The 5,550-nt window shown below is 72.2% G+C and carries 4 protein-coding genes; 3 read left to right on the top strand and 1 reads right to left on the bottom strand.

Annotation, left to right across the window (positions count from 1 at the left end):
• The 3 genes from U4E84_RS15995 to U4E84_RS15985 all read left to right on the top strand — a co-directional run.
• The coding region (locus tag U4E84_RS15995; protein ID WP_322533113.1) for a kinase anchor protein at nt 1-1,772 on the top strand (1,772 nt) is incomplete at its 5' end.
• Nucleotides 1,763-3,136, top strand: coding sequence for a DUF444 family protein (locus U4E84_RS15990; protein WP_322533112.1), 1,374 nt, complete (start codon nt 1,763-1,765; stop codon nt 3,134-3,136). The genes U4E84_RS15995 and U4E84_RS15990, both read left to right, overlap by 10 nt.
• Nucleotides 3,133-5,196 (top strand): SpoVR family protein, encoded by a 2,064-nt coding sequence (locus U4E84_RS15985; protein ID WP_322533111.1) that lies wholly within the window; start codon nt 3,133-3,135, stop codon nt 5,194-5,196. Before U4E84_RS15990 ends, U4E84_RS15985 begins: the two co-directional genes overlap by 4 nt.
• A gap of 79 nt (nt 5,197-5,275) precedes the next feature.
• Here U4E84_RS15985 and U4E84_RS15980 read toward each other — a convergent pair.
• Nucleotides 5,276-5,550, bottom strand: a 275-nt coding sequence (locus U4E84_RS15980; RefSeq protein ID WP_369698429.1) for an alpha/beta hydrolase, incomplete at its 5' end; no start/stop codon positions are given.

Raw genomic sequence — 5,550 nt, 5'->3', positions numbered from 1 at the left:
GCGAGGCGTACGACCACCTGGAGTCGGTGTACCGCGACGAGGGGCGCCGGGACCTGTTCTCGGCTATCACCGGCCGCGACCACCTCCGCGTGACGAGCTACGTCGTCGACGTCGGCGAGGGGATCGGCGTGCTCCACGCCGAGGACGACGGCACGCCGAAAGAGCGGCTCGTCGGCTCGTGGATGGGGGGCATGCTCCGCGAGCTCGACTCGCGCGGCCGGAAGAACCCGCAGGCGTTTAGCTACGACGGCGTGCTCTCGCAGGGGAACGGCGTCGCCACCGTGGTCGAGGACGCCAGCCAGCACGCCGACCTGCTCCGGCGGCTGCTCAACGTCCCCGACGAGCGCTGGGTGAAGCTCGACAAGGGGATCGGGATGGACCTGGACACCCAGCTCATCGTCATCTCGAACCCGGACCTCGACGCCGAGCTCGACCGCCACGCCGACCGCGAGGGCGCCGATCCCCTGAAGGCCCTGAAGCGACGACTCACCCGCCACGAGTTCCGCTACCTGACCAACCGGCGGCTGGAGGCGGAGCTGCTGCGCCGCGAGGTGGGCGGCGTCCGCGGCGTGCCGACCGTCGACGGAGTGGACGACGAGACGGGGAGGATCGACCGAGACGACGACCCCGCCCGCGACCCCGGCGACGAGCCGGACGCCGCCGCCCTCACCATCGACGTCCGGGACGACGACGGGACGGTCACCGAGCGCGAGCTCGCCCCGCACGCGGTCGGCGCGGCGGCGCTGTACGCGGTCGTCACCCGGCTCGACGCGGAGGGGCTCCCCGCCGACCTCGGGCTGATCGAGACCGCCGAGCTGTACGAGGCCGGCGAGCTTCGGCGCGAGTCGGGCGACGGCGACGACGGGCGGATCGCGATCGACGACGTCGACGTCGGCGACGGCGACGGCCGCAACGGGATCCCGGTGACGTACACCCGCGACGTGGTCGCCGACCTGCTGGGGTCGGACGCCGAGCGGAGCCACCCGGAGCTGCCGGTCGAGCGGGTTATCACGCCGACGGACGTGCTCGACGCGATGGCCGACGGGCTCGCGGCGGCGCCGCTGTTCTCGCGGTCGGAGGTCGCCGAGTTCGAGAGCCGGAAGGCCCTCGTGGCCGAGCGCGTCCGCGAGCGCCAGCGCGCCGACGTGATCGACGCCGCCCTCGCGGAGGCGACCGTCTCGGAGGAGACGGTGGCCGAGTACGTCGAGCACGTGTACGCGTGGGACGCCGACGAGCCGGTGGAAACGGAGCGCGGGCCCGAGGAGCCCGACGCGCTCGCGATGAAGGTGTTCGAGACGGAGACGCTCGGTCGGTTCGACGGGGACGACTACTACGGGACGGAGCCGACACACCGGGTGGCCGTGTTCCGCCGCGAGCGCGTGATCCGGGCGCTCACCCGGTACGCGTGGCGGAACCGCGGCGACGAGTTCAGCGTCGACGACGTCGACCTCGCCGAGATTCCCGAGCTGCGGGAGGTGCTGGACGCGAACGAACTCGCGGACCTGAAGCGACGCTTCCCGGAGCTCGACCCCGCCGAGTGGGCCGACCCGCCCGCGGACACGGAGACGGCGCGCGTGAAGGCGGCGACGATCGACCGCCTGGTCGAGCGGGGGTACAGCCCCGCGTCCGCCGAGCTGACGAGCCGCGCCGTGATGCGCGACGCTCGCGGCGAGTGGGCCGACCTGGTCGCCGCCGGCAGAGACGACGACAGGGAGTCTCGGGACGGCCGCGGTCGCGGCGACGGAACCGGAGGTGGACGGTCGTGGGACTGACGGACGACCGCGAGCGCTTCCGGGAGGTCGGCGAGAAGCGCCGCGAGGACCTCTCCGAGTTCATCAGTCAGGGGGACCTCGGTCGCTCCGACCCCGACCGGGTCAAGATCCCGGTGAAGATCGTCGACCTCCCCTCCTTCGAGTACGACCGGCGGGAGGCCGGCGGGGTCGGGCAGGGGCGAGGCGGCCAGCCGCAGCCCGGTCAGCCGGTCGACCCCGAGCCCGGTGACGGGGAGGGCGACCCCGGCGAGGAGGGCGGCGAGCACGAGTACTACGAGATGGACCCCGAGGAGTTCGCGCGCGAGCTCGACGAGGAGCTCGGGCTCGACCTCGAACCGAAGGGAAAGCGCGTGATCGAGGAGGTGGAGGGCGACTTCACCGACACCGCCCGGGCCGGTCCGCGCGGCACCCTCGACGTCGACGAGTTCTTCAAGCGCGGGCTGAAGCGCCACCTCGCGACCGACTTCGACGAGACGTACGTCCGCGAGGGCCTGTTCGTCGCCGGCGCCGACGTCGACGACGCGTTCGCGTGGGCTCGCGGCCACGGCGTCCCCGTCTCGCGGGCGTGGATCGCCGACGCCGCGGCGACGCTCGCCGAGGAACACGGGGAGCCCGTGACGGCGCTCGACCGCTGGGAGAGCTTCGACGCGCTCGACGCGGAGCGGGACCCGGAGCCCGTGAGCCGCCGGATCCGCCGCGAGGGGCTCGACAGCGTCCCCTTCCGGCGGGAGGACGAGCGCTTCCGCCACCCGGAGGTGATCGAGAAGCGGGAGCGCAACGTCGTCGTCGTCAACGTGCGGGACGCCTCCGGCTCGATGCGCGAGACGAAACGCGAGCTGGTCGAGCGGGTGTTCACCCCGATGGACTGGTACCTGACGGGGAAGTACGACGCCGCCGAGTTCCGGTACGTCGTCCACGACGCGGAGGCGTGGGAGGTCGACCGCGAGGAGTTCTTCGGGATCCAGTCGGGCGGCGGCACCCGGATCTCCAGCGCCTACGAACTCGTCGCGGAGATCCTCGAGGAGTACCCGTACAGCGAGTGGAACCGGTACGTGTTCGCCGCCGGCGACTCCGAGAACGCCGGCAGCGACACGACCGAGTCGGTGATCCCGCTGATGGAGTCGATCGACGCCAACCTCCACGCGTACGTCGAGACGCAGCCGGGCGGCGCCGCGCCGAACGCGCGCCACGCCGACGAGGTGGAGAAGGCGCTCGGCGACGCCGACGACGTCGCGGTCGCGCGCGTCGCGGAGCCCGCCGACGTCACCGACGCGATCTACGAAATCCTCAGCACGGAGGCCGAGGGCGGCGACGCGGCGAGCGAGGAGACCGCGACCGCCGGGCGCGGGGGTGACGACCGATGAGAGACGAGCGCGTCGAGGCGAAGCGCGAGGCGAAGACCCTCGACGAGCCCGCCGCGGAGGCCCGCGAGCTCGCCGAGCGGCTCGGCCTGGAGCCGTACCCGGTGCGGTACTGGGTCGTCGACCACGACGAGATGAACGAGCTGATCGCGTACGGCGGCTTCCAGCGGCGCTACCCCCACTGGCGGTGGGGGATGAACTACGAGCGCCAGGCGAAGGTGGACCGCCACGGGCTCGGGAAGGCGTTCGAGATCGTCAACAACGACGACCCGAGCCACGCGTTCCTCCAGGAATCGAACTCGACCGCGGACCAGAAGGCGGTGATCACCCACGTCGAGGCGCACGCCGACTTCTTCGCGAACAACCGGTGGTTCGGACTGTACGCCGACCGCGGCGAGGGCGGGCCGAACGCGGCGGCCCGGCTGGAGCGCAACGCCGACCGGATCGCGGCGATCGCCGACCGACCGGACGTCGACCGCGACGAGGTCGAGCGCCTGATCGACGCCGTGAGCGCGCTGGAGGACGCGATCGACCAGCACAGCCCTGTCGACGCCGCTCGGTCCGTCGAGACGCCGGGGGTCGCGGAAGACGTGAGCGACGCCGACGCCGACCCGCTCGCGGCGATCGAAGCGCAGATCGACGAGCTCGACCTCTCCGAGGAGGTGCGCCGCGACGTGTTCGACGACGAGTGGCTCGAGGCCAGGGGCGACGGCGTCGAACCGGAGGAGCCGCGTCCGGACGTGCTCGCGTTCCTGCGCGACCACGGGAAGCGGTACGACCCCGAGAGCGGGAAGGCGGTCGACCGCGAGCCGTGGGAGACGACCGTCGTCGACGCGGTCCGCGAGGAGGCGTACTACTTCGCGGGCCAGAAGTCGACGAAGGTGATGAACGAGGGGTGGGCCACATATTGGGAATCGGTCATGATGGGCGGCGAGGGGTTCGCCGGCCCCGACGAGTTCCTCACGTACGCGGACCACATGGCGCGGGTGCTCGGCTCGCCCGGGCTCAACCCCTACAAGCTCGGCTTCGAGCTGTGGACCCACGTGGAGCTCCGGGCCGCCCGTCGGGACGTGATAGACAGGCTCCTCCGCGTCGAGGGCGTGACGCCGGAGAACTTCCACTCCTGGATCGACCTCGACGCGGTCGCCGAGGCGCTCGAACCGCACCCCGCGATCGCCGGCGCGGGGCCGGCGACGCTCGACGAACTGGCCGATCTTGCCGCCGACGGCGACCCGCGGGTCGACGCCGAGACCGTCGACCGGGCGCTCTCCGCTCGAACCGACGAGGGGGCGATCGACCTCGACGCCGGTCCGGACGTCGAGCGGTACCCGTGGAAGCTCCTCACCCGCGAGGGGCTCGCGGAGCGCCACTACGTCCTCTCGCGGCCGGAGCACCGCGGCGCGCTCCGGAACGTCTCGCGGGAGACGCTGGCGGAGCGCGCCCGGTACATGTTCGACGTCGACCGGTACGCGACCGTCGAGGAGGCGCTCGCCGAGGTGGACCGGACCGCCGGCTGGGACCGGATGCTGGAGGTCCGGGAGAGCCACAACGACGTGACGTTCGTCGACGCGTTCCTCACCGACGAGTTCGTCCGCGAGGGGAACTACTTCACCTACGAGTACAGCCGGACCGCCGAGGAGCACCGCGTCGCCAGCGTCGACGCCGACGACGTCCGCCGGAAGCTCCTCCTCACGTTCACGAACTTCGGGAAGCCGACCGTCGTCGTGCTCGACGGCAACTTCCGAAACCGGGGAGAGCTGCTGCTCGGCCACCGGTACAACGGGGTCGCGCTCGACGAGGAGTCGGCGAAGGAGACGCTGAAGCGCGTGTTCGAGCTGTGGGGTCGCCCCGTGAACCTCGCGACGATCCGCGTCGAGTACTCCGAGAAGGCGGTCCGCCGCGCGAAGCGCCGCGGGCGCGAGCCGGAGGGAGAGGAGGTCGGGGTTCGCTTCCAGTACGACGGCGGCGAGGTGACCGAACACGACCTCGACCCGGCGATTCGCGAGCGGATCGAGGCCGACGAGGTCGACTACGACACGAAGCCGGACGACTGGCTGGCGTGAGGCGACGGCTGGGACGGGTCCAGCAACGCGTCCGAGCCCACGACGACGGCGACCCGGTCGAACGGCGGCGCGCCCGACCCTACGACAGCGACGCGACCAGCGCGGCGACGGCCTCGGTCTCGTCCTCGTTGATCCCGTGGCCCATCCCCTCGTAGATGCGCTCGTCGACGTCGGCGACGAGCGCCTCCAGCACCGCGGTCGTCTCGTGGACGCGCTCCTCCGGGATGTGCGGGTCGACGTCGCTGCACCCGAGGAACGCCGGCGTCCCATCGAGCGGCTCGGCGGCGTCTCCACCGCCGGCGCCGACCTCGGCGGCCGCGTGGGAGACGTACTCGTCGACGTCGATCGACTCGC

Source organism: Halorubrum sp. AD140, from assembly GCF_034497445.1.
Taxonomy (GTDB): Archaea; Halobacteriota; Halobacteria; order Halobacteriales; family Haloferacaceae; genus Halorubrum.
Note: the sequence above shows the minus strand (reverse complement) of the source record. Positions and strands in the feature narration are given on the sequence as shown.

Bases quoted from the DNA above. Each gene is read 5' to 3' on its own strand.
- U4E84_RS15985 (WP_322533111.1), top strand. From the start codon at position 3,133: ATGAGAGACGAGCGCGTCGAGGCGAAGCGCGAGGCGAAGACCCTCGAC.